This is a genomic window from Streptomyces sp. PL-25, assembly GCF_058344915.1.
The window spans coordinates 831,703-853,591 of record NZ_CP136997.1 but is presented as its reverse complement, the minus strand read 5'-3'; the positions used below and the strand labels follow the sequence as shown (position 1 = coordinate 853,591).

Annotated in this window: 22 protein-coding genes and 1 pseudogene; 16 read left to right on the top strand and 7 right to left on the bottom strand. The window is 72.9% G+C overall.

What is annotated here, in order from left to right:
• Nucleotides 1-127 precede the first annotated feature (127 nt).
• Nucleotides 128-619: a MarR family winged helix-turn-helix transcriptional regulator gene (locus R4Z62_RS03710; RefSeq protein ID WP_234021285.1), complete on the top strand. Its 492-nt coding sequence runs from the start codon at nt 128-130 to the stop codon at nt 617-619.
• 103 nt (nt 620-722) lie between these two features.
• On the opposite strand, the gene R4Z62_RS03705 is transcribed toward R4Z62_RS03710, so the two are convergent.
• Entirely contained in the window at nt 723-1,526 is an 804-nt protein-coding gene (locus R4Z62_RS03705) for a VOC family protein (protein WP_382843348.1), read from the bottom strand.
• Nucleotides 1,527-1,653: 127 nt separating this feature from the next.
• A complete protein-coding gene (locus tag R4Z62_RS03700; protein ID WP_355475802.1) occupies nt 1,654-2,046 on the bottom strand; it encodes a VOC family protein in 393 nt (130 codons plus the stop codon).
• 71 nt (nt 2,047-2,117) lie between these two features.
• Here R4Z62_RS03700 and R4Z62_RS03695 point away from each other — a divergent pair, with 71 nt between their 5' ends.
• Nucleotides 2,118-2,657 (top strand): GNAT family N-acetyltransferase, encoded by a 540-nt coding sequence (locus R4Z62_RS03695; RefSeq protein ID WP_064531380.1) that lies wholly within the window; start codon nt 2,118-2,120, stop codon nt 2,655-2,657.
• Nucleotides 2,658-2,665: 8 nt separating this feature from the next.
• Here R4Z62_RS03695 and R4Z62_RS03690 read toward each other — a convergent pair whose 3' ends face one another.
• Entirely contained in the window at nt 2,666-3,349 is a 684-nt protein-coding gene (locus tag R4Z62_RS03690) for a glycerophosphodiester phosphodiesterase (protein ID WP_079158824.1), read from the bottom strand.
• Nucleotides 3,350-3,792: 443 nt separating this feature from the next.
• Between R4Z62_RS03690 and R4Z62_RS03685 the strand changes: the two genes are divergently transcribed.
• The 5 genes from R4Z62_RS03685 (at nt 3,793) to R4Z62_RS03665 (ending at nt 8,470) form a co-directional block, all read left to right on the top strand.
• Nucleotides 3,793-5,190, top strand: a complete 1,398-nt coding sequence (locus R4Z62_RS03685) for a DUF6421 family protein (protein WP_491519105.1) — start codon at nt 3,793-3,795, stop codon at nt 5,188-5,190.
• Between the two features lie 41 nt (nt 5,191-5,231).
• Nucleotides 5,232-5,990, top strand: a complete 759-nt coding sequence (locus R4Z62_RS03680; protein WP_064531377.1) for an SDR family NAD(P)-dependent oxidoreductase — start codon at nt 5,232-5,234, stop codon at nt 5,988-5,990.
• Nucleotides 5,987-7,060 carry a threonine aldolase family protein gene (locus R4Z62_RS03675; protein WP_064531376.1) on the top strand — a complete coding sequence of 358 codons (1,074 nt, stop codon included), beginning with the start codon at nt 5,987-5,989 and terminating at the stop codon, nt 7,058-7,060. Before R4Z62_RS03680 ends, R4Z62_RS03675 begins: the two co-directional genes overlap by 4 nt.
• Before the next feature lie 95 nt (nt 7,061-7,155).
• Nucleotides 7,156-7,749: a transglutaminase domain-containing protein gene (locus tag R4Z62_RS03670; RefSeq protein WP_491519104.1), complete on the top strand. Its 594-nt coding sequence runs from the start codon at nt 7,156-7,158 to the stop codon at nt 7,747-7,749.
• Nucleotides 7,750-7,768: 19 nt separating this feature from the next.
• Complete coding sequence (locus tag R4Z62_RS03665; RefSeq protein WP_355475795.1) at nt 7,769-8,470, top strand: B3/B4 domain-containing protein; 702 nt, start codon at nt 7,769-7,771, stop codon at nt 8,468-8,470.
• Nucleotides 8,471-8,473: 3 nt separating this feature from the next.
• On the opposite strand, the gene R4Z62_RS03660 is transcribed toward R4Z62_RS03665, so the two are convergent.
• Together R4Z62_RS03660 and R4Z62_RS03655 are read right to left on the bottom strand one after the other, a co-directional pair.
• A complete protein-coding gene (locus R4Z62_RS03660; RefSeq protein WP_064531373.1) occupies nt 8,474-8,692 on the bottom strand; it encodes a hypothetical protein in 219 nt (72 codons plus the stop codon).
• Nucleotides 8,693-8,818: 126 nt separating this feature from the next.
• Nucleotides 8,819-9,547, bottom strand: a complete 729-nt coding sequence (locus R4Z62_RS03655) for a lysophospholipid acyltransferase family protein (protein ID WP_491519103.1) — start codon at nt 9,545-9,547, stop codon at nt 8,819-8,821.
• Nucleotides 9,548-9,804: 257 nt separating this feature from the next.
• Between R4Z62_RS03655 and R4Z62_RS03650 the strand changes: the two genes are divergently transcribed.
• The 6 genes and pseudogenes from R4Z62_RS03650 to R4Z62_RS03625 all read left to right on the top strand — a co-directional run bounded on the left by R4Z62_RS03650 (nt 9,805) and on the right by R4Z62_RS03625 (nt 16,310).
• Nucleotides 9,805-10,176, top strand: coding sequence for a TlpA family protein disulfide reductase (locus R4Z62_RS03650; protein WP_107440768.1), 372 nt, complete (start codon nt 9,805-9,807; stop codon nt 10,174-10,176).
• A 202-nt stretch (nt 10,177-10,378) separates the two neighbouring features.
• Nucleotides 10,379-10,903 carry a flavin reductase family protein gene (locus R4Z62_RS03645; RefSeq protein WP_064537215.1) on the top strand — a complete coding sequence of 175 codons (525 nt, stop codon included), beginning with the start codon at nt 10,379-10,381 and terminating at the stop codon, nt 10,901-10,903.
• A gap of 229 nt (nt 10,904-11,132) precedes the next feature.
• Nucleotides 11,133-11,921, top strand: a complete 789-nt coding sequence (locus R4Z62_RS03640; protein ID WP_064531370.1) for an electron transfer flavoprotein subunit beta/FixA family protein — start codon at nt 11,133-11,135, stop codon at nt 11,919-11,921.
• 55 nt (nt 11,922-11,976) lie between these two features.
• Nucleotides 11,977-12,939 carry an electron transfer flavoprotein subunit alpha/FixB family protein gene (locus R4Z62_RS03635; protein ID WP_064531369.1) on the top strand — a complete coding sequence of 321 codons (963 nt, stop codon included), beginning with the start codon at nt 11,977-11,979 and terminating at the stop codon, nt 12,937-12,939.
• Between the two features lie 149 nt (nt 12,940-13,088).
• A pseudogene (locus tag R4Z62_RS03630) lies at nt 13,089-14,826 on the top strand (transposase).
• A 179-nt stretch (nt 14,827-15,005) separates the two neighbouring features.
• Nucleotides 15,006-16,310, top strand: coding sequence for a DUF6986 family protein (locus R4Z62_RS03625; RefSeq protein WP_064531368.1), 1,305 nt, complete (start codon nt 15,006-15,008; stop codon nt 16,308-16,310).
• 50 nt (nt 16,311-16,360) lie between these two features.
• Here the strand turns inward: R4Z62_RS03625 and R4Z62_RS03620 are convergent, their stop codons facing one another.
• Nucleotides 16,361-17,434: a LacI family DNA-binding transcriptional regulator gene (locus R4Z62_RS03620; protein ID WP_064531367.1), complete on the bottom strand. Its 1,074-nt coding sequence runs from the start codon at nt 17,432-17,434 to the stop codon at nt 16,361-16,363.
• A gap of 208 nt (nt 17,435-17,642) precedes the next feature.
• Here R4Z62_RS03620 and R4Z62_RS03615 point away from each other — a divergent pair, with 208 nt between their 5' ends.
• The 3 genes from R4Z62_RS03615 to R4Z62_RS03605 all read left to right on the top strand — a co-directional run bounded on the left by R4Z62_RS03615 (nt 17,643) and on the right by R4Z62_RS03605 (nt 20,234).
• Complete coding sequence (locus R4Z62_RS03615; RefSeq protein WP_389598563.1) at nt 17,643-18,596, top strand: ROK family protein; 954 nt, start codon at nt 17,643-17,645, stop codon at nt 18,594-18,596.
• A 213-nt stretch (nt 18,597-18,809) separates the two neighbouring features.
• Nucleotides 18,810-19,004, top strand: coding sequence for a hypothetical protein (locus R4Z62_RS03610; protein ID WP_018570967.1), 195 nt, complete (start codon nt 18,810-18,812; stop codon nt 19,002-19,004).
• 183 nt (nt 19,005-19,187) lie between these two features.
• Nucleotides 19,188-20,234, top strand: a complete 1,047-nt coding sequence (locus R4Z62_RS03605; RefSeq protein ID WP_064531365.1) for an NUDIX hydrolase — start codon at nt 19,188-19,190, stop codon at nt 20,232-20,234.
• 855 nt (nt 20,235-21,089) lie between these two features.
• Here the strand turns inward: R4Z62_RS03605 and R4Z62_RS03600 are convergent.
• The gene (locus tag R4Z62_RS03600) at nt 21,090-21,806 is read right to left on the bottom strand and encodes an MBL fold metallo-hydrolase (protein ID WP_491519102.1); all 717 of its coding nucleotides are present in this window, start codon (nt 21,804-21,806) and stop codon (nt 21,090-21,092) included.
• Between the last annotated feature and the right edge of the window lie 83 nt (nt 21,807-21,889).

The window sequence follows — 21,889 nt, the reverse complement described above, 5'->3', positions numbered from 1 at the left end:
GCAGGAGCCCCCGGAGCCGTCCGCCGAGCCGGCCGGTGCTCCAGCGGCGGCCGATGATCCAGAGGCGGACGCGGCGGACGCGGCGGACGCGGCAGCCGCCGCTGCCGGACCCGCCCCGGACGACACCGTGGCCGGTGTCGTCCGGCAGTGGCGGGCCGTCCACCCCGAGCTGGACACGGCCCCGATGGAGATCATCGGCCGTATCAACCGCTGCTCCGCGCTCCTCCAGCAGGCGGAGGACGCCCCGCTGCGCCGGGCGGGGCTGAGCCGGCCCGAGTTCGACCTGCTGGGCGCCCTGCGCCGGACCGGCCACGAACTGACCCCGAGCGAGCTGGCCCGCGAGACCTTCTCCTCGGGGGCGGCCGTGACCAAGCGGCTCAAACAGCTCACCGAACGCGGCCTGGTCGAGCGGCGCGGCGACACCCGTGACCGCCGCGTCGCCCATCTGCGCCTCACCGAGGCCGGCCGGGACCTCGTGGACGGCCTGCTGCCGGACCAGCTCGCCTACGAGAGGACCGTGCTCGCCGGGCTGGACACCGCAGGCCGCGGCGATCTGGCCGCACTGCTGTGCGAACTCCTCACCCGCCTGGAGGGCCGCCCCGGCGCCGCCCGCTTCTGAGCCCGCCGCACACCGCCGCACCGGCCCCCGCCACCGCACCCGGCAGCCCCGGTCGCCCGGCTGCCCCCGCGACCGCCCCGGCCGTGCGCGGCCTGCCGCCGCCTCAGCCCCCGGCGGCGGTCCCGGTCCCGGTCTCCTCGTCGGTCCCGTCCTCCGTCTGGTAGACGCCGAGGGCCGCGCCCTGCGGGTCGCACAGGACGGCCATGCGGGGCCCGTGCGGGACCGAGACCGGCTCCTGGAGGAGGCGGGCCCCCGCGCGGGCCGCGACCTCGGCGGTGGCGTCGACGTCCTCGGCGGCGAAGTAGGGCAGCCACTGCGGCGGCACATCGGAGGGGAAGCGCTCGTGCAGCGCGGTCACCCCGCCGAAGTCCATGCCGTGCATGCCCCACTGCGTGTACCACTCCGAGGCGTTGACGCTCCAGCCGAACACACCGGTGTAGAAGTCCCGGGCCCGCTTGACGTCCCGGGTCGCCAGCTCGACCCAGCCCAGCGCGCCGGGCCGGTTGAACACCGCGGCACCGGCGAACTCCTTGGCCTGCCAGAGCTGGAAGGCGGCGCCGGACGGGTCGAGGGCCACCGTGCGGCGGCCCTCGTCGAAGATGTCCATCGGGCCGCGGATCACCGTGCCCCCGGCGTCCACCACCCGGTTCGTTGCCGCGTCGTCGTCGGCGACGGCGAACGAGACGTTCCAGGCGACCGGCTGGGTGGGCCGGTACAGCGGGCCGATCCCGGCCACCGCCGCGCCCCCCAGGCGCGCGACGGTGTAGCCCCGCAGCTCGGGCCGGGGGTCCGGCGCGGCGCAGTGCCAGCCGAACACCTCGCCGTAGAACCGCTTGGCCGCCTCCAGATCGCTGGTCCCCAGCTCCGCCCAGCAGGGGCCGCCGATCACCGGCTTGTCGAACTCCATGGCACTCCTCCGGGAAGGCTCGCCCCCACCACCAGAACGCTATCCCCGGTCACCGACGGTGGCCAGCGGGAGCCGTACGGCCGGGGACGGCCTGGGGCGCCGCCGGGCGCCGGGGCGGGCGTCCGGCTCAGATGCCCGGCCGGTAGCGCAGCGGGTGCTCGGCGGGGACCTCGACGAGCACGACGGGCACGCCGTCCGGATCGGCGATCCACATCTCGATCAGCCCCCACGGCTCGCGCACCGGCGGACGGACGATCTCCACCCCTGCCGCCCGCAGCTCGGCGTGGGCGGCGTCCAGGTCCTCGACCTGGAGCCACAGCCGCACGGCGGTGGACGGCGGCACTTCGGAGCGCCCCGACAGCTCCAGGAAGCCGCCCCCGAGGAAGTACACGGTGCCGCGCTCGGGGCCGGTACCGAACTCACGGTGGACGGCGAGGCCCAGCCGCTCGCCGTAGAAGACGCGGGAACGCTCGGGGTCCGTGGGCCGGATCAGTACCCGGCTGCTGAGTACATGCACCATGCGGCGCACCCTAGCCACAGAGATACCCTCGGTGCTGCCCCACCGCGCCAGAGATCCCGAGAGGCCCCTCCATGGACACCGCCGCCACCGCACCGGTCTTCCGCGACGCCACCGACGCAGATGTCGAGGCCCTGGTGGCACTGATCGAGTCGGCGTACCGGGGAGATGCGAGCCGGGCCGGGTGGACCACCGAGGCCGACATCCTGCACGGGCAGCGCACCGACCCCCGGGGCGTGCTGGATGTGATCGAGTCGCCCGACAGCAGGCTGCTGACGGTGGAGCGGGACGGCCGCGTGGTCGCCTGCTGCCAGCTGGAGCACCGCGGCGACCACGCCTACTTCGGCATGTTCGCGGTCAGTCCGGCCCTCCAGGGCGCGGGCCTCGGCAAGCTGATCATCGCGGAGGCGGAACGGCAGGTCCGCGAGGCGTGGGGCGTCACGGAGATGCACATGACGGTGATCTCGGTGCGCGAGGACCTGATCGCCTGGTACGAACGGCGCGGCTACCGCCGTACGGGACGGATGAGCCCCTTCCCGTACGGCGACGAGCGCTTCGGGGTGCCGCAGCGCGCCGACCTCCGCTTCGAGCTGCTGGTCAAGCCGCTCGGGTAGCGGGCGCGCTACGCGGTGAAGCGGCCGGTGCGCTTGATCTCCGGGAAGTCGGTGGTCGCGCCGTCCAGCTCCAGGGCGCGGACCAGGCGGAGGTGGTCGGTGGTGTTCACCACCCAGCCGATGATCCGCAGGCCGGCCGCGCGGGCGTGCTCGACGACCTCCAGGGTGAGCCTGCGGATGTTCAGCACGAGGGTGCCCGCGCCGGCCCCGACCGCGCGTTCGACGACCTCGGTGCCGTAGTGGTCGGCGACCAGGGCGGTGCGGACGCCGGGGACCAGCCGGGTGATCTCGCGGAGGGCCTCGTCGTGGAAGGACAGCACCTCGACCCGGGCGACCAGGTCGCGGCGGCGCATCACCTCCGCGAGCGCCTTCGCCGCCGCCACGTCCTTGATCTCGGCCTGCAACGGCGCCCGTACGGCGTCGAGCACCTCCTCGAACAGCGGGATCCGCTCGCCGCGGCCCGCGTCCAGCGCGCGCAGCTCGGCCAGGGTCTTGTCGGCGATCGGGCCGCTGCCGTCCGTCGTGCGGTCCACGTCGGCGTCGTGCATGACGACGAGGGCGCCGTCCTTGCTCAGGTGCAGATCGAGTTCGATGGCGTCGAGGCCGGCCTGCTGGGCGGCGACGAACGAACGGAGGGTGTTCTCGGGCTCCACACCCATGATCCCGCGGTGACCGATGGTAAGGAAGTTCAAGGTTCAACTCGCTTCCGTCGACGGCGGCTCGGCTCGCCCGCGGACCTCAGGGACCTCGTCGTCCACGCGGCAGTGCCGCAGCCTAACGGTCCGGAGTCGGGTTGAACCCCTGCGTACACGGAGCAGTGGGGTGACGGCCGGGCGGCGCCGGGGCCGTGCCCCCTGGCGCGGTCACCCGGGCGTGGGCGAGTCCCGGTCGCGTTGACCGGGGAGAGCCCTCGGCGGCACCGCCGCCCGTGCGTGGCGGGAAACCGCCGTACCGCCGACCGGGGGTGGCATCACTCGATCGACCTACGGGAAGTAGCCGCCATACGAGTGCCGGGCAGGAAAATAGTCGGTGAGAATGCGCGCCCGCAGGATAATTTTCGGAGGCTGCCCTTGCTGGAAGAAAGCTCATATGTATACGGTCTTCTTACGCGAGCTTCTCCCGTGGAGGGTGGGTCATGACGGAAATTCTTGTGCAGGTGGGTCCGGAGGGGCAGGTTCCTCCGGCGAGCAGGGTGATCGAGCACCCGGCGTGGCCCGTGCTCAAGGATGCCGTGGAGCAGATCCGGCCATGGCAGTCGAAGGACGGATCGATCGACTTCGAGGCCGAGGGAGCGCCCGCGCGCGAGGACGCCGAGGCGGCCGTGGCGCGTGTGTGCGACGCCGTGACGGAGCTGTCCGCCCTGCTGCCGCACGACGCCGACTACCACCGGGCGCTCGTCGCCGATCTGCGCCGCTGGGCCGACGGCGGCTTCGAGGTGCCCGACTTCCTCGACTCCCTGCTGGCCTTCCAGCCGGCCGCGCACCGCGTGGACGGACTCCAGCACCTGGTCGTCTTCGCGATGTACACGCAGAACGGCAACCCGGACCGCAATCTGGAGGCGGTCGTGCTGCGGATGGTCTGGCCGGACTGGCTGGCCGAGCTGGAGCGCACCCGGTACGACAACCCGCTCTTCTGCGGCATCACGTTCGAGGACTTCACGGCGGGTTACGACACCAACTCCGCCGTGCTCTTCCCCGAGACGATCGCCGTGCGCGAGGCGCCGGAACGATTCTCCTGGGGTGGCATCTTCTGCGACCGGGAGGCCGCCCGCTTCCGCCGCGTGACCGCCGCCGCCGTGGACCTGCTGGGCCTGAGGCTGCCCGAGGACATCGCCGCCATGGTCCACGACCAGAAGCGCTGCGAGGAGGCGTTCGTCCTGTGGGACATGGTCCACGACCGCACCCACAGCCACGGCGACCTGCCCTTCGACCCGTTCATGATCAAGCAGCGCCAGCCGTTCTGGATGTACGGCCTGGAGGAGCTGCGCTGCGACCTCACCGCCTTCAAGGAGGCCGTGAAACTGGAGCAGGACGGCGTCGGCCAGGCCCGCGACGTGCAGTACGCGGTGCTCTTCGACCGGATGTTCCGCTTCCCGGTCACCGGCGAGCGCGTCCGCAACTACGACGGCCTCGGCGGCCAGCTGCTCTTCGCCTACCTGCACCGGCACGACGTGGTCCGCTGGACCGACAACAAGCTCGCCATCGACTGGGAGCGCGCCCCGCAGGTCACCAACCAGCTGTGCGCCGAGATCGAGACGCTCTACCGCGACGGCATAGACCGCCCGAAGCTGGTGCACTGGTTCGCCGGGTACGAGCTGGTCTCCCGCTACCTCGCCCCGCACCCCGGCTCCAAGTGGGCCAAGGGCCCCGACGCCCTCGACCTGAGCCTGCCGCCGCGCAAGCTCGTCGATGACGTGCTTCCGGACGAGTTTCCGCTCAGCATGTTCTACGAGGCACTGTCCAAGAAGCTGAAGAACGTGATCGCCTCCACCAAGGGGATCACGGCGGACGGCACCGAGCAGGTCGCCGCGTGAGCGACCGCGTCCAGAACACTGCTGCTACGGAGGCGAAGAAGATGGCGGGCAACGGGGCTCTCAGCGGTGCGGTGATCGCGGTGGCCGGCGCGGGCGGACCCGCCGGCCGGGCGACGCTGCTCAGGCTCGCCGAGGCGGGCGCCACCGTCGTCGGGGCGGACAACGACCCCGAGCGGCTCTCCGAGGCCGTGGACGCCGCGCGCTACGCCTCCGGCGGGGCCAGCGTCACCGGCGACACGGTCGACCTGCTCGACCTCCAGTCCACCCGGGAGTGGGCCGCGCACGTCGAGAAGGACTTCGGCCGCGTCGACGGCCTGGTCCATCTCGTCGGCGGCTGGCGCGGCAGCGAGACCTTCACCAAGACCAGCCTGGACGACTGGGACTTCCTGGAGCTGCTGCTCGTCAAGACGGTGCAGCACACCTCCCTGGCCTTCCACGAGGCGCTCCAGCGCAGCGACCGCGGCCGGTACCTGCTGATCAGCGCCGCGGGTGCCAGCAAGCCCACGGCGGGCAACGCCGCGTACTCCGCCGCCAAGGCCGCCGCCGAGGCGTGGACGCTGGCCATGGCCGACTACTTCCGCAAGGCCGGGAAGGCGGAGGGCGCCGAAGGGCCCACGTCGGCGGCTGCGATCCTGGTGGTGAAGGCGTTGGTGCACGACGCGATGCGCGCCGAGCGGCCCAACGCGAAGTTCGCGGGCTTCACGGACGTCAAGGACCTGGCCGAGGCCATCACCGACGTCTGGAGCAAGTCCGCCGCGGAAGTGAACGGAAAACGTCTGTGGCTGACCGAGCAGCCGTGAACCCTGCCAAGACCGACGCGCGCCGCCACCACGACCCGGAGGTCCGCGGCTTCGCCAGCGACAACTACGCCGGGGTGCACCCGGAGGTGCTCGCCGCCCTGGCCCTGGCCAACGGCGGCCACCAGGTCGCGTACGGCGAGGACGACTACACCGGGAACCTCCAGCGCGTCGTGCGCGGCCACTTCGGCGCCGGCGCCGAGGCGTTCCCCGTCTTCAACGGGACCGGCGCCAACGTCGTCGCGCTCCAGGCGGTCACCGACCGCTGGGGCGCGGTGATCTGCGCGGACAGCGCGCACATCCACGTCGACGAGGGCGGCGCCCCCGAGCGCATGGGCGGCCTCAAGCTGCTCACCGTGCCCACCCCCGACGGCAAGCTCACCCCCGAGCTGATCGACCGGCAGGCGTACGGCTGGGAGGACGAGCACCGCGCGATGCCGCAGGTCGTCTCGATCACCCAGAGCACGGAGCTGGGCACCCTCTACACGCCCGGGGAGATCCGCGCGATCTGCGAGCACGCCCACGCCCACGGCATGACCGTGCACCTGGACGGCTCCCGGATAGCCAACGCCGCCGCCTCCCTGGACGTCCCGATGCGGACCTTCACCAACGCGGTCGGCGTCGACATCCTCTCGCTGGGCGGGACGAAGAACGGCGCCATGTTCGGCGAGGCGGTCGTCGTCCTCAACCAGGACGCCGTGCGCCGGATGAAGCACATCCGCAAGATGAGCATGCAGCTCGCCTCGAAGATGCGCTTCGTCTCGGTGCAGCTGGAGGCCCTGCTCGCCAAGGACCTGTGGCTGCGCAACGCCCGGCACGCCAACGAGATGGCCCAGCGGCTCGCGGAGGGCGTGCGCGCGGTGCACGGCGTGGAGGTCCTCTACCCGGTGCAGGCCAACGGCGTCTTCGCCAAGCTGCCCCACGACGTGAGCGAACGGCTCCAGAAGAGGTTCCGCTTCTATTTCTGGGACGAGACCGAGGGTGTCGTGCGCTGGATGTGCTCGTTCGACACCACGGAGGACGACGTGGACGCGTTTCTCGCCGCGCTGAAGGAAGAGATGGCGCGCGGCTGACAGGGGCGGTCAGGACCGCTCAGTATCTGCATAGTTATGCGATCATTCGTAAAGTCATTGACTGTCGAGTGATCGCATTCCTATGCTCTGCGGGCATGGAGCTGACCCAGCACACCCCCGACCTGTCCGCTTATCTCGCCGCCGACGAGGCGATCGACCATGAACACCCGGTGGTACGCGAGACCGCGGCCCGGCTGGCCGAGGGGGTGGCGGACTCGTATGCCTATGCGCGGTCCGCGTACGAGTTCGTGCGCGACACCATTCCGCACTCGCAGGACTCTGAGGATCCGCGCGTCACCTGGCGGGCCTCCGACGTCCTGCGGCAGCGCACCGGCATCTGCCACGCCAAGGCCCACGCCCTGGCCGCCCTGCTGCGCGCCGAGGACATCCCCGCCGCCCTCTGCTACCAGCGGCTGACCTGGGACGGCGGCGGCGGTCACGTCCTGCACGGCCTGGTCGCCGTACGGTTCAACGGCGCCTGGCACCGCCAGGACCCGCGCGGCAACAAGCCGGGCGTCGACGCGCAGTTCTCCCTCGGAGGCGAACGCCTGGCCTTCGTGCCCGATCCCGAGTCGAATGAGATGGACTACCCGGTACTGTACGCTGAACCTCATCCGGCGGTGCTCGCCGCCCTGAAGGCCGCCCCCGACCGGTCGGCGCTGGCCGCGGCGCTCCCCACCCACCTGTGACCCGCGAGACGGACGGACCATGACGCTCACCCTCACCGTGTCCGACGAGGTGCGCGCGCTCGCGCCCGGCTTCACCCATGTGGCCGTCGAGGCGCACGGCCTCGTGAACGGCCCCAGCACCGAGGCCGGTTCGGCGCTCCTGGACGACGCGGCGCGCCGGCTGGCCGCCCGCCTGGACGGCCGCGCCCCGCACGAGGACCCGCACATGGCGGCCTGGCGCGAGACCTACACCGCCTTCGGTGCCAAGCCGTCGCGCACCCGCAACTCCGCCGAGGCCCTGGCCAGGCGCGCCCTCTCCGGCGCCGGTCTGCCCCGCGTCAACGCCCTCGTCGACCTCTACAACGCCATCAGCGTCGCCCACCTGATCCCCGTCGGCGGCGAGGACCTGGACCTGATCCAGGGCGGTATGCGCCTGGTGCGCGCCGGCGGCGAGGAGGACTTCGTGACCGTGGCCGGCGGCGAGGAGGTCGTCGAGCACCCCGAGCCCGGCGAGGTCGTGTGGTGCGACGGGGCCGGGGTCACCTGCCGCCGCTGGAACTGGCGCCAGGGCCCGCGCACCCGGCTCACCGACCGCACCGCCTCGGGCCTCTTCCTGCTGGAGAGCCTGGCGCCGATGCCCGTCGCCGACGTGGTGCGGGCGGCCGGCGAACTCGCCGAACTGCTGGAGAAGTCCAGCCCGGGTGCCCGCGTCACCGTACGGGGCCCGAAGTCCGCGGCCTGAGCCTCAGGGACGGCGGAACTGGTCGCTCATGGTCGGCATGGTGTTGTGCATCGACAGCGTGGAGTACGCGCTGCGGTCCCGCTGCGCCTGGATCCGGCTGGCCTGTTCGATGAGGAGACCGTCCGCGTTGTGCGTGGTGCTGCTGCGGCGGCGCAGGACCACCACGACCAGCCACGCGGCGATCGCGGCGAACAGACCGAACATGAGACCGATCGTGGCCATGGAACCCCCCGTCCCGGCATCCGTCCCGGCGCGGCCGTCCGCCCGGACCGGATGGCGGTTGCGATGTACGAACCGGCCTTCAGGTTACGGCAGTTCACCCGGGCATGGGCAGGCGGCAGGGCGGCCTCAGTGCGCCGCGGCGGTGCGCAGCTGCTCCGGCGTGGGAGCCGTGCCGCCCAGGTGCGCGGGCATCCACCAGGTGTCCTCCGGGCCCTTCGGGCGGACCGGGTAGGCGCGCTGGGCGGCCTCCAGCAGCTCCTGCACACGCTCGCGCAGCCGCCGCGTGATCGCTCCCGCGTACTGGTCGCGCGGCGCCTCGACGGCCTCGCCCACCCGGACCGTGACCGGGGTGTGGCTGCGCCGGAAGTTGCGCGGGTGCCCCTTGGTCCACAGGCGCTGCGTGCCCCAGACGGCCATCGGGATCAGCGGCACCCCGGCCTCCTGCGCCAGCCGGGCGGCACCGGACTTGAAGCTCTTGAGGGTGAAGGACTCCGAGATGGTGGCCTCCGGGAAGACACCGATCACCTCACCGGAGCGCAGCGAGCCGAGGGCGTGCTCGTAGGCCGCCTCGCCCTGGGTGCGGTCCACCGGGATGTGCTTCATACCGCGCATCAGCGGACCGGAGATCCGGTGCCGGAACACCGACTCCTTCGCCATGAACCGCACCAGACGCTTCTGCGGCAGCGCCGCGAGTCCGTTGAAGATGAAGTCCAGATAGCTGATGTGATTGCTCACCAGCACGGCGCCGCCCTGGCGCGGGATGTTCTCCGAGCCCCGGCAGTCGATCTTGAGATCCCACACCTTGAACATCGTGCGGGCGAAACCGATCACGGGACGGTAGACGAACTCGGCCATGGGCGGGGCGGACCCTTCTGTCTGCCAGGGACTCCCGGCGAAGTTACGCAGCCGTAGGTTTACGGCTCGTCGCAGATCGTGCCCCAAGAACGGCCGGGGAGCCAGCCCGCGTGCCCGTCCCCGGCGAGATCCTCGTCACGTCGGCCCGGCCGCCGGGCGCCCCGTCGGCGGCCGGGGCCCCGCACGGGAATCTTCGGCGGGCCGTACGCGCTGCACCCGGCAGGAGCCGGGCGGGCGGCACGGAACAGCCCGGCGCGATCACCGGAACGCGGGACGGGAGACCACGGGTGCGCACAGGCGAGGCGGACGGACGGCTGGGCGCGGCCGAGTTGGGTGAGCCGCTGGGCGAACGCGCCACGCTGGTGCAGTTCTCGACCGCCTTCTGCGCGCCCTGCCGGGCGACCCGCAGGGTCCTCGGCGAGGTGGCGCGCATGGTCCCCGGCGTCGCCCATGTGGAGATCGACGCCGAGGCCCGCCTCGGACTCGTCCGCGCGCTGGACGTCCGCAGGACGCCCACCGTGCTCGTCCTGGACGCGGACGGCCGCGTCGTGCGCCGCGCCGCCGGGCAGCCCCGTACGGCCGACGTCGTCGCGGCCCTGGGGGAGGTGCTGTGCGGAAGCGGCCTGTGACCGTGAGACATGTCCCATGTGCCGGGACCCACTTGACTGCGCCCGTCACCTCTCGTCAATCTGACTGTATGTCTCGGGAACTCCTTCTCTCCGGGCGGGCACGTCCGGGAGCGACGCCGTCCGCCGGCGCCGCGAGCGCGCGCTGTCCGGGCTGTTGAGCAGCCACGGTCCCCGCGCGTCCCACCAGCAGAAGGACAACTCCATGACGGCCCCGTCCGACCTCTCCTCCGCCGCCTCCACCGCCTTCGAACCGGCCTCTCCCGGCCTGCTGCGCTCCGTCTTCCGGCGGCACGCGGCGGGTGTCGCGGTGATCACGGCGCGCGGCGACCACGGCCCGGTCGGCTTCACCGCGACCTCCCTGACGTCCGTCTCCGCCGAGCCGCCGCTGCTCTCCTTCGGGATCGGGACCGGCGCCTCCAGCTGGCCCGCGCTCTCCCGGACCGGCCACCTCGGCGTCCATCTGCTGGGCGAGCACCAGGAAGAACTGGCCGCCACCTTCGCGCGCAGCGGCGCCGACCGGTTCGCGGCACCCACCTCCTGGCGCGACGGCCCCGAGGGCGTTCCGCTGCTGGACGGCGTGCTCGCCCGGCTGGTCTGCCGGGTGGTCGCACGGGTCCCGGCGGGCGACCACCGCATCGTCATCGCGGAGCTGGTCCTCGGCGACCACACGGGCCCCGGCCGCCCTCTCCTCTACCACCAGGGCCGCTTCAACGCCCTGCGCGACTGACCCGGAGCCGGCCGCTGCGCAGGCCCCTGCGGAACGGTCGAGTTCCGGTTACGCTGCGTTGCGAAGGTCACAGTTCAAAGCGCTTGCTCAGCGGGCAGGAACTGGGTGTACTGGCGAGTAATATTTCGGTCGGAGCGCGGGGTCGCCCCGAACGGGATCGGCCGCTTCAGGCGCCTATGCTGCCTGCAAGAAGGCAGCCCAGAAATGACGATGCAGTAGGAGAGCCGGCGTGAGCTTGAGGATCGTTGTCACTGTGAAGTACGTGCCCGACGCCACTGGCGACCGGCACTTCGCCGATGACCTGACCGTCGACCGTGACGACGTGGACGGTCTGCTCTCCGAACTGGACGAGTACGCGGTCGAGCAGGCGCTGCAGATCTCCGAGAACTCCGACGACGACGTCGAGGTCACCGTGCTGACGGTGGGTCCGGAGGACGCCAAGGACGCGCTGCGCAAGGCGCTGTCGATGGGCGCGGACAAGGCGATCCACGTCGAGGACGACGACCTGCACGGCACCGACGCGATCGGCACCTCGCTGGTGCTGGCCAAGGCCGTCGAGAAGGCCGGTTACGACCTGGTGATCTCCGGCATGGCCTCCACCGACGGCACCATGGGCGTCGTCCCCGCGCTGCTGGCCGAGCGTCTGGGCGTGCCGCAGGTGACGCTGCTGTCCGAGGTCTCCGTCGAGGACGGCACGGTCAAGGGCCGCCGCGACGGCGACACCGCCTCGGAGCGGCTGGAGGCGTCGCTGCCCGCCGTGGTCTCGGTGACGGACCAGTCGGGCGAGGCGCGCTACCCGTCGTTCAAGGGCATCATGGCGGCGAAGAAGAAGCCGGTGGAGTCCTGGGACCTGTCGGACCTGGACATCGAGGCCGACGAGGTCGGTCTGGAGAGCGCCTACACCGTGGTGGAGTCGGCGGCGGAGCGTCCGGCGCGTACGGCGGGCACGATCGTCAAGGACGAGGGTGAGGGCGGCAAGCAGCTCGCCGCGTTCCTCGCGGGCCAGAAGTTCATCTGAGCCCGTATCCGCCCCGTCGTCCCGCACCCTTCGCAAGCAGGAGAGAAGAAGTCCCATGGCTGAAGTCCTCGTCTACGTCGACCACGTGGACGGTGCCGTCCGCAAGCCCACCCTCGAGCTGCTGACCCTGGCCCGCCGCATCGGCGAGCCCGTCGCCGTCGCGCTGGGCAACGGCGCCGCCGACACCGCCGCCGCCCTCGCCGAGCACGGCGCGGTCAAGGTCCTCACCCACGACGCCGCCGAGTACGCCGACTACCTGGTCGTCCCCAAGGTCGACGCGCTCCAGGCCGCCGTCGCCGCCGTCTCCCCGGCCGCCGTGCTGGTCCCGTCCTCCGCCGAGGGCAAGGAGATCGCCGCCCGCCTGGCGCTGCGCACCGGTTCGGGCATCATCACCGACGCCGTCGACCTGGAGGCCGGCGACGGGGGCCCGGTGGCCACCCAGTCGGTGTTCGCCGCCTCGTACACCACCAAGTCCCGTGTCTCCAAGGGCACCCCGGTCATCACGGTCAAGCCCAACAGCGCCGCCGTGGAGGCCGCCCCGGCCGCCGGCACCGTCGAGGCCCTGGACGTCACCTTCTCCGAGAAGGCCACCGGCACCAAGGTCACCGCCCGCACGCCGCGCGAGTCGACGGGCCGCCCGGAGCTGACCGAGGCCGCCATCGTCGTCTCCGGCGGCCGCGGTGTGAACGGCGCGGAGAACTTCGGCATCATCGAGGCCCTCGCCGACTCCCTCGGCGCGGCCGTGGGCGCCTCGCGCGCCGCGGTGGACGCGGGCTGGTACCCGCACACCAACCAGGTCGGCCAGACCGGCAAGTCCGTGTCGCCGCAGCTGTACATCGCCAACGGCATCTCCGGCGCGATCCAGCACCGCGCCGGCATGCAGACGTCGAAGACCATCGTCGCGGTCAACAAGGACCCCGAGGCCCCGATCTTCGACCTGGTCGACTACGGCGTCGTCGGCGACCTGTTCGAGGTCGTCCCGCAGCTCACCGAGGAGATCAAGACCCGCAAGGGCTGATCCGCCGGGCCCCTTGCCGGGGCCGCCCCGGGCCAGGCCCCCGTGACCGCACCGGGACGCTGTTGGTTAATTCGGGGGCTGGGTGACGTCGGCCTTCAAGACCCGGTTGTGGTTTTGAAGGCCGACGTTGTCGTGTGGGGTGGGTGCGGGTGTCGATGCAGCCGATGGGACCGGGGGAGATCCCGGCGGAGACGGTGCGGGTGGGTGGCGCGGGCGGCGTTCCCGAAGGGGAGTCTGGCGATCCGGGTGCGGGACGAGCTGGGGCCGTTGTTCACGGACGAGGAGTTCGCGGACCTGTTCCCAGCGCGGGGAAAACCGGCCTGGTCGCCGGGGCGGCTGGCGCTGGTGCTGGTGTTGCAGTTCGTGGAAGGGCTGACCGACCGGCAGGCCGCGGAGGCAGTGCGGGCGAGGATCGACTTCAAGTACGCCCTCGGGCTTCGGCTCGATGATCCCGGGTTCGACTTCTCGGTGCTGTCGGAGTTTCGGGACCGTCTGGTCGAGGCGGACGCGGGGCGGCGGGTGCTGGACGGCATCCTGGCCGTGGCCGGTGCGCAGGGACTGCTCAAGACGGCCGGGCGGGCCAGGACCGACTCCACTCACGTGGTGTCGGCGGCGAGGGATGTGTGCTGGCTGGAGTTGGTCGCCGAAACACTGCGGTCGGCGTTGAACGTGCTGGCGCAGGCCGCCCCCGACTGGCTGGGGCAGGTGGCCGAGCCGGACTGGTTCAAGCACTACGCGAGCAGGGCCGAGGACTCCCGTTTCCCCAAGGCCCGTACCCAACGGGACGAGATGGGCTTGCGGATTGGACGGGACGGGATGCGGCTGCTCGAAGCGGTCCACTCCCCGCAGGCACCGGAGGCATTGCGGACGTTTCCGCAGGTGGAGACCCTGCGGCAGGTGTGGGTGCAGAACTTCCACCAATTCGATGACGAGGTGAGGCGCCGCCTCCCAAAAGACCGGCCGCCGGGCAGGACCTGCCTGGTCAACCCTTATGACGTTCAGGCGCGCAACAGCGTCAAGCGGGACACTGCCTGGGCGGGATACAAGGTCCACTTCACCGAAACCTGCGACACGGACGCCCCGAACCTGATCACGAACGTGGCCACCACCATGGCGACGGTCCCGGATGTGTCGATGACCGAGCACGTGCATGCCCAGCTGGCCGCAGCAGGCCGTCTGCCCGCAGAACACCTGGTCGACGCCGGATACGTCGACGCCCACGCCCTGGCCGACGCCGGATACGTCGACGCCCACGCCCTGGCCGACGCCGGGTACGTCGACGCCCACGCCCTGGCCGACGCCCGCCGTCAGTACGGCATCACGCTCACCGGACCGGTCGCCGCCGTGGTCAGTCCCCAGGCAGCCGCGGGCAAGGGATTCACTGCCGACGACTTCACCATCGACTGGGAGAACGAGCAGGTCACCTGTCCCGGCGCGAAGACCACCCGCCGCTGGAACCCCGACCGTTCGCCCGAGGGCACCCCGGTGATCCGGGTCCGCTTCAACGGCAGCCAGTGCCGCCCCTGCACGGTGCGCGAGCAGTGCACCAGCTCCAGCCTCGGCCGGCGCCTGACCCTGCGGCCCCGAGAGGAACACGAAGCTCTCCGCCAGGCCCGCGCCGAGCAGGACACCGACAGCTGGAAGACCCGCTACAACACCCGCGCCGGCGTCGAGGGCACCATCTCGCAGGGCATCAGCCGCTGCGGCCTGCGCAGATCCCGCTACCTGGGCCTGGCCAAGACCACCCTTCAGCACCAGCTCACCGGGGCTGCGATCAACCTCGTCCGCATCGATACCCACCTGATCGGCACACCCCGAGCCCACACCCGCACCAGCCACTTCGCAGCGCTTCGCCCCGCCGAGCAGCAACTCGGCGGGGCGAAGTGATCAGGACCCCGAATTAACCAACAGCGTCCCGCACCGGTCACGGGGGCCTCGGTGTCTGCGGCCCGGCCGGGCCGGCCGGGGTTCAGGCCGCGGACAGGTGTTGACCGGCGGGAACGTCCACAGATAGCTTCGTAGTGCGGATTATTGATTCCGTACAACGGAAAACAGGAGGGTGTGGAATGGGTCAGGGCCAGCAGGAGACGGTGGCGACGAGCCTCGCGGGCGCCGTCAGCGAGGAGATCAGCGCCTCCCTCGCCCCGGTCGACGCCGAGCTGGAGCGCCGCTACCCGGGCGACCCCGGCACCCGCCAGCCGGTCCACACCGTCTACGTCCCCGGTGACGCCTTCGCCGCCGACACCCTCCGCTCCTGGGGCGACCGGGCGCTGGCCGCCCTCGACGAACACGCCCCGGACGCCGCCTCCTTCGCCGCGGTCCTGGGCCTGGCCGACGACCTCGCGGAACCCGTCCACTCCCGCGTCCGCGCCAAGCTGGAACGCGAACCGATCGAGGACCTCCGCATCGACTTCGAGGACGGCTACGGCCCCCGCCCCGACGCCGAGGAGGACGAGGCCGCCGCCCGCGCGGCCCGGCTGGTCGCCGAGGCGTACGAGCAGGGCACCGCCGCGCCGTACATGGGCATCCGGATGAAGTGCATGGAGGCACCCGTCCGCGACCGCGGCATCCGCACCCTCGACATCTTCCTCAGCGGACTGATGCGGGCCGGCGGCCTGCCCGGCGGACTGGTGCTGACGCTGCCGAAGGTCACCTACCCCGAGCAGGTCACCGCCATGGCACGGCTGCTGGACGCCTTCGAGAAGGCCCACGGCCTCGAACCCGGCCGGATCGGCTTCGAGATCCAGATCGAGACCAGCCAGTCCATCCTCGCCGCCGACGGCACCGCCGCCGTCGCCCGGATGATCCAGGCCGCCGAGGGCCGCGCCACCGGCCTGCACTACGGCACCTTCGACTACAGCGCCTGCCTCGGTGTCTCCGCCGCCTACCAGGCCAGCGACCACCCGGCCGCCGACCACGCCAAGGCCGTCATGCAGGTCGCCGCGGCGGGGACCGGCGTCCGCGTCTCGGACGGCTCCACCAACGTCCTGCCGGTCGGCCCGACCGAGAAGGTTCACGACGCCTGGCGCCTGCACTACGGCCTCACCCGCCGCGCCTTGGCCCGTGCCTACTACCAGGGCTGGGACATGCACCCGGCGCACATCCCCACCCGGTACGCGGCCGTGTTCGCCTTCTACCGCGAGGGCTTCGAGCAGGCGGCGGCCCGCCTCGCCCGCTACGCCAATCGGGCCGGCGGCGACGTGATGGACGAGCCCGCCACCGCCAAGGCGCTCAGCGGCTATCTGCTGCGCGGCCTGGACTGCGGCGCCCTCGACATCGCCGAGGTCGCCCGGCTCACCGGTCTGACCCGAGCCGACCTGGAGGGCTTCGCCGCGCCCCGGCGCGGCGACCTCACGGCGTCCGCCCAGTAGCGGCCGGCCGGGGCGCCCCCACCCGCGCGGGGCGCCCCGGCGCCGTCGCGTCAGGCCGGCGGCGGCACCTCGCCCGAGCCGCGCTGCACGAGCCTGGTCGGCAGTTCGATCCGCTCCGGGGACAGATGGGTGCCGTCGAGCTGCCGGAAGAGCCGTTCGGCGGCGGTGCGGCCGAGCGCGGCGGCGTCCTGGGCCACGACGGTGACACCCGGCTGGAGCAGATCGGCCAGTTCGAGGTCGTCGAAGCCGACCAGGGCGACCGGCCGGGGCAGTCCGGCCAGGACCCGGATCACGGTGACCGTCACCCGGTTGTTGCCGGTGAAGACCGCGGTGACCGGGTCCGGACCCGACAGCATTTCCTCGGCGGCCCGCCGCACCCGCTCCGGGTCGGTGACGCCCAGCGACATCCAGGAGTCCTCCACGGCTATCCCCGCGTCCTCCATCGCCGCCCGGTAGCCGCGCAGCCGCTCGATCGCCGTGTGGATGCGCGGCATGTCGCCGATGAAGCCGATCCTGCGGTGCCCGTGGGCGATCAGGTGCGCGACGCCGTCGCGGGCACCGCCGAAGTTGTCCGAGAGGACCACGTCGGCGTCGATCCGGCCGGCCGGACGGTCCACGAACACGGTGGCGACGCCCGCCTTGATCTCCGGTTCCAGATACCGGTGGTCGTCGCCGGCCGGGATGATGACCAGCCCGTCCACCCGCCGCGCGCACAGCGCCAGCGCCAGCTCCTGCTCGCGGTCCGGGTCCTCCGCGCTGGAGCCGTTGATGAGCAGGGCGCCGTGTGCGCGGGCCACTTCCTCCACCGCGCGGCTGAGCGGACCGTAGAACGGGTCGGCGAGGTCCTCCAGGACGAGTCCGATGCTCGCCGTGCGCCCCTTGCGCAGCACCCGCGCGCTGTCGTTGCGGCGGAAGCCGAGCGCCTCGATGGCCTCCTGCACCCGCCGCTCGGTGTCGGCGGTGACACCGGGCTCGCCGTTCACCACGCGGGAGACGGTCTTGAGGCCCACGCCGGCCCGCGCCGCCACGTCCTTCATGGTCGGACGGTTGCCGTACCGTGTCCCGGACGCGCGGTCCGGAGCGCGGTCGGCGGGGCGGTCTTCTCGGCGGGCGGTCTCTGGCACGATGCGGCGTCCTGTTCCTTGTCGTCCGCAGGGGCTCTGCGCGGGTCCCTGGGTGCGTATGAGGATGTGGCGTCGAGCATAGAGCCTGGACAACGTTGTCATACGCACGAGAGACTGTCCATCGCATACTCGGTCAGCGCTCCCGCCGCGAGGCCGGGCTGCGCTCACCACTTAGTCCTTACATGGTTGACGGGGAGATCTGACACTGATGCACACCGACCTCGTGGCCGCGCTCGACATCGGCGGCACCAAGATCGCCGGAGCGCTGGTGGACGGCCACGGCAGCATCCTGGTGCGCGCACAGCGCGCCACGCCCGCGAAGGAGGACGGTGAGACCGTCATGCGGGCCGTGGAGGACGTGCTCGGCGAGCTGAGCGCGTCCGCGCTGTGGGGCCGGGCCACCGCGCTGGGTATCGGCAGCGCGGGCCCGGTGGACGCCTCCGCCGGTACGGTCAGCCCGGTCAACGTGCCGGGCTGGCGCGGCTATCCGCTGGTGGAGCGCGCACGTGCCGCGGCTGGGGGACTGCCCGTACAGCTGATCGGCGACGGTGTGGCCATCACGGCGGCCGAGCACTGGCAGGGCGCGGCCCGCGGCCACGACAACGCGCTGTGCATGGTGGTCTCCACGGGCGTGGGCGGCGGTCTGGTCCTCGGCGGCCGGCTGCACCCGGGGCCCACGGGCAACGCGGGGCACATCGGCCACATCAGCGTCGACCTGGACGGCGACCTGTGTCCGTGCGGTTCGCGCGGCTGCGTGGAGCGGATCGCCAGCGGTCCGAACATCGCCCGCCGGGCGGTGGAGAACGGCTGGCGGCCGGGGCCCGACGGCGACACCACGGCCGCCGCCGTGGCCGCCGCCGCGCGCGCGGGCGACCCGGTGGCCGTGGCCTCCTTCGAGCGCGCCGCACGCGCCCTGGCCGCGGGCATCGCGGCGACGGCGACCCTGGCCGAGATCGACATCGCGGTCGTCGGCGGCGGTGTGGGCAAGGCGGGCGAGGTGCTGTTCGGCCCGTTGCGCAGGGCGCTCACGGACTACGCCACCCTCTCCTTCGTCCGGCAACTGACGGTCGTCCCGGCCCAGATGGGCACCGACGCCGGCCTGGTGGGCGCGGCGGCGGCGGCCCTCACGGCACGTACGGACCCGGCGGGGGCCGGGGTCTGAGCGACCGGGCCGCGGCGGGCGGACGGGGACGGGCGGAGGCAAGGGACTCCGGGCGAACGGGAACGGGCGGAGGCAAGGGACTCCGGACGGATGGACGGAAGGCGGGCGGGTCCGCTCGGCGCGGGCGGCCTCATGAGGCGGTGCGGGGCCCGGGTCGGTACGCCGTCGGCCCGCGGTCGCGTGACCAAAGCCGCCGTCCGCCGTTGAGCAGGCATGAAGAAGCGCAGCATGCTCGCCCTCGCCTCCCTCGCCACCGGCTTCGTGGTGGCCGCCGTCTCCCCCTCGCACGCCGCCGACCGGGACGCGCTCGGTGAACTGGGGGTGAAGGACACCGTGGGCGCCGTGGACCACCTCGTCGGCCAGGACGGCCTGCCCGTGGACAAGGACGTCCTGGGACAGAACGACTGAGGCGGACCGGCCGGGCAGCCCCGGGCAGCCCGGCCGGCCCCGCCGGGCGGCCCGCAGCGCAGCGGCGCCGCACCCCTCGCGCGGCGGGGTGCGGCGCCGCTCCGTGTCGTCCTCAACTGGGCCTGGTTTCCGTGGCAGGGTGGAGCGGGCAAGCCACAGGGGGCCAACAGAAGAGGGGGACCAGTGACCGTCGTCTGGATCAACGGCACGTTCGGTGCGGGCAAGTCCGCCACCGCACGGGAACTGATCGATCTGATCCCGAACAGCACGCTCTTCGATCCCGAGGTCATCGGCGGCCTTCTCGCCCAGCACCTCCTGCCGCCCAAGCACCTCGCCGAGGCCGGCGACCTCCAGGACCTGCCGATCTGGCGGCGGCTGGTGATCGACACGGCCGCCGCGATGCTCGCCGAACTGGGCGGCACCCTGGTGGTGCCGATGACCCTGCTCCGCCAGGACCACCGCGACGAGATCTTCGGCGGCCTCGCCGCCCGCCGCATCGGCGTACGCCATGTGCTCCTCGCCCCGGCCGAAACGATCCTGCGTGAGCGGGCGGCCCACCGCGACGCCCCGTCCGGCCTCCCCGACGGCGACCTGCGGACCCACCAGTGGGCCCACGACCGCATCGAGCCCTTCCGCGCCGCGCTGGCCTCCTGGCTCGCCGCCGACGCGCACCTCATCGACAACGGCGCCCTCACCCCGTACGAGACGGCCGTCCGGATCGCCGAGGCGGTCGGCACCGGCGCCGCGCCCCCCTGCGACATCGTGCAGACCCCCGAGCCCACCGCCGAGACCGTCGCCTCCGGTGTGCTGCTCTTCGACGAGCGGGACCGGGTGCTGCTCGTCGACCCCACCTACAAGCCCGGCTGGGAGTTCCCCGGCGGCATAGTCGAACCCGGCGAGGCCCCCGCGCGCGCCGGGATGCGCGAGGTCGCCGAGGAGACCGGCATACGGCTGGAGGAGCCGCCCCGGCTGCTCGTCGTGGACTGGGAACGCCCCGCGCCCCCCGGCTTCGGCGGCTTGCGCCTGCTCTTCGACGGCGGCCGCCTCGACTCCGCCGAGGCCGCCCGGCTGCTGCTGCCCGGCCCCGAACTGCGCGGCTGCCGCTTCGTCACCGAACGGGAGGCCGCCACCCTGCTCCCGCCGGTCCGCCACGAACGCCTGCGCTGGGCGCTGCGCGCCCGCGAACGGGGCGCGGCGGTCTATCTGGAGGCGGGCGTGCCGGTGGGCTGAGCCGGCCCCGCCGGGATCATCCCACCGGGGGCGGCCCGTGGGCGGTCCGGGTGCCCAGGAGCGCGCAGACCGGGGCGTGGGACGGGCCGTGGGCAGGTAGCGGGTGGGCAGGTGGCACGTGGGCCTGTGGGCCGGCGCCCCGGGCACCGATGTACCCTGTGCCGGTCGCCTGATGCGTCCTCTGCCGGTGATCCGGCGGGGGTCCCGCCCTGTCCCGTCCTGTCCTGTCGGTGTCGGGCATGCCGTCCGTCGGCTGTCCGCTGTGCGCCCGTCGGTTGCGCGACGTGCCGTCCGTCGGCCGGCCGTGGCCCGGCGGTGACTGACCGCCGTCGGGCAGGTCGCGGCCGCCGGAGGGCCCGACGGAGCGACCGGAGGCGGGTCCGGGCCCAGCCGCCCGGATCCGCCGTCCGGCCGGGCGGCTGGGCCCCCGCCCCGGGCACCTGGCCGCCGGCGTCCGGGCCACGCCCCCGGACGCCGGGCGCGCGATCTCGGAGCCCGGACCGGAAGACCGGCCCCGGACACTCGAACGGGGATGTCCGCCCGGACGCTGGAGCTCCGGCGCCCGAAAGTCGAATCCACGTCCCGAGGTTCGAGCCCCGGGACCTGGGCCGGATGCCCGAATCCGGACGCCCGGACGGGGATGCCCGGCCTCGGTGCCCCGACTCGGTGCCCGGCGCTCGGAGCCGGCGCCCGAGCCGCGTACTCCCGGCCCCCGAGCCGCGTACTCCCGGCCCCCGAGCCGCGTACTCCCGGCCCCCGAGCCGCGTACTCCCGGCCCCCGAGCCGCGTACTCCCGGCCCCCGAGCCGCGTACCCCCGGCCCGGAGCCCGGCGCCCGAGCCCCGGACGCCCCGCCTCACACAGGCGGTTCGTACCGGGCCGCCGCCCGGCGCAGTGTCTCGCCGGCCCGCTCGGTCACCGGGGCGCCGTGGCCGAAGCAGGCCACCTGCGGTTCGCGGGCGGCCAGTTGCCGGAAGGCGGCGAGGGTGCGGGCGCGGTCGAGGTTGAAGACGCCGAGGACGACGGAGCCGTCGACCGGGGACACGGCGATCGTGTCCCCGGTGAACAGGACGCCGTACCGGGGAAGATGGACGCCGATGCTGCCGTCGGTGTGGCCCGGGGCGTGCACGACGCGGGCGCCGCCGCCGAAGCCGAGGACGTCGCCGTCGGACACCTCGGTGAGCTGCCGGGGGCGGACCGGATCGCCCTCGGGGAGCCGCGCGAGGGCCGCCGCGTGCAGGGCCTGCTCCCCGGCCTCGTAGCGCGGCGGGGGAGGGGCCGCCTCGCCCCTGACGTACGGGGCGTCCAGGCGGTGGGCGAGCACCCGCGCCCCGCAGGACCGGGCGAGTTCGCCCGCCCCGCCCGCGTGGTCCTCGTGGAAGTGGGTGAGCACGATCCGCCGCAGCTCCCCCGGATCGTGCCCCAGGGATCTGATCGCCTCGGTGATCGGCGCGCCCGCGCCCCTGGGCCCGGAGTCGACCAGTGTCAGCCCGTCGTCGTCGCGCCACAGGTAGGCCTGTCCCACGGGGAAGCGGAGCAGGTGCAGCCGGGGAAGGATCTCCACTACGTCCATGCCCCGACCGTAGAGAGGCCCCCGCCGAAGGGCGAGGGCTCTCTGCCGCTGGCAGAGCGGGCGCGGTGGACCGGCCCGCCCGG